This window comes from Vibrio sp. Vb2880 (genome assembly GCF_033337975.1).
In the GTDB taxonomy this organism is placed as follows: domain Bacteria; phylum Pseudomonadota; class Gammaproteobacteria; order Enterobacterales; family Vibrionaceae; genus Vibrio; species Vibrio alginolyticus.
In genome coordinates this window covers 1-687 of the sequence record NZ_JAWORT010000083.1, presented here as the reverse complement: position 1 = coordinate 687, position 687 = coordinate 1, and the positions used below count along the sequence as shown (strand labels likewise).

The window sequence follows — 687 nt, the reverse complement described above, 5'->3', positions numbered from 1 at the left end:
CCACTTTGTGGTTCATGACTGGGGTGAAGTCGTAACAAGGTAGCGCTAGGGGAACCTGGCGCTGGATCACCTCCTTAAACGATGATTATTCACGATGAGTGTCCACACAGATTGATATGGTTTAGATTTCAGAGCAAAATTGGTTCTGCATAAAATGCTGAAGCAATTTATGTGGGGCTATAGCTCAGCTGGGAGAGCGCTTCGCTGGCAGCGAAGAGGTCATCGGTTCGATCCCGATTAGCTCCACCACATACTCAGTGTCCCGTTCGTCTAGAGGCCTAGGACACCGCCCTTTCACGGCGGTAACAGGGGTTCGACTCCCCTACGGGATACCATCTTTAAACATTCTCTCTTGAGAGTTTTTAAAAATGGTTACTTCATTAGAAGTGATTAGCTCTTTAACAATTTGGAAAGCTGACAAAACAACAATTTATTGTTGTTTGTAAAGTTCTCAATGTTTATCGAAAGATAAACACCAAAAAACACATTCAAGTGTTCTTGGCTTTTTGTTTTCATTTTTTCTAAAAATGAAGGTAAAGAGATGAGTCCGGCAAAATCGATATGTCTCTCGCTCATTCAAATAATGAGAGACAACTTTGGTGACTTGTTCATCAACTCGAAACTCCTTCGGGTTGTATGGTTAAGTGACTAAGCGTACACGGTGGATGCCTTGGCAGTCAGAGGCGA

2 tRNA genes and 1 rRNA gene are annotated in these 687 nt (G+C 43.1%); all 3 read left to right on the top strand.

The features are described 5' to 3' along the window. Positions 1 to 77: ribosomal RNA gene (locus tag R7M92_RS25020) — 16S ribosomal RNA — on the top strand; the annotation flags it as partial. Positions 78 to 173: 96 nt separating this feature from the next. Beyond that, positions 174 to 249, top strand: a tRNA-Ala gene (locus tag R7M92_RS25015). A gap of 10 nt (positions 250 to 259) precedes the next feature. Next, positions 260 to 335, top strand: a tRNA-Glu gene (locus R7M92_RS25010). Positions 336 to 687: the final 352 nt, after the last annotated feature.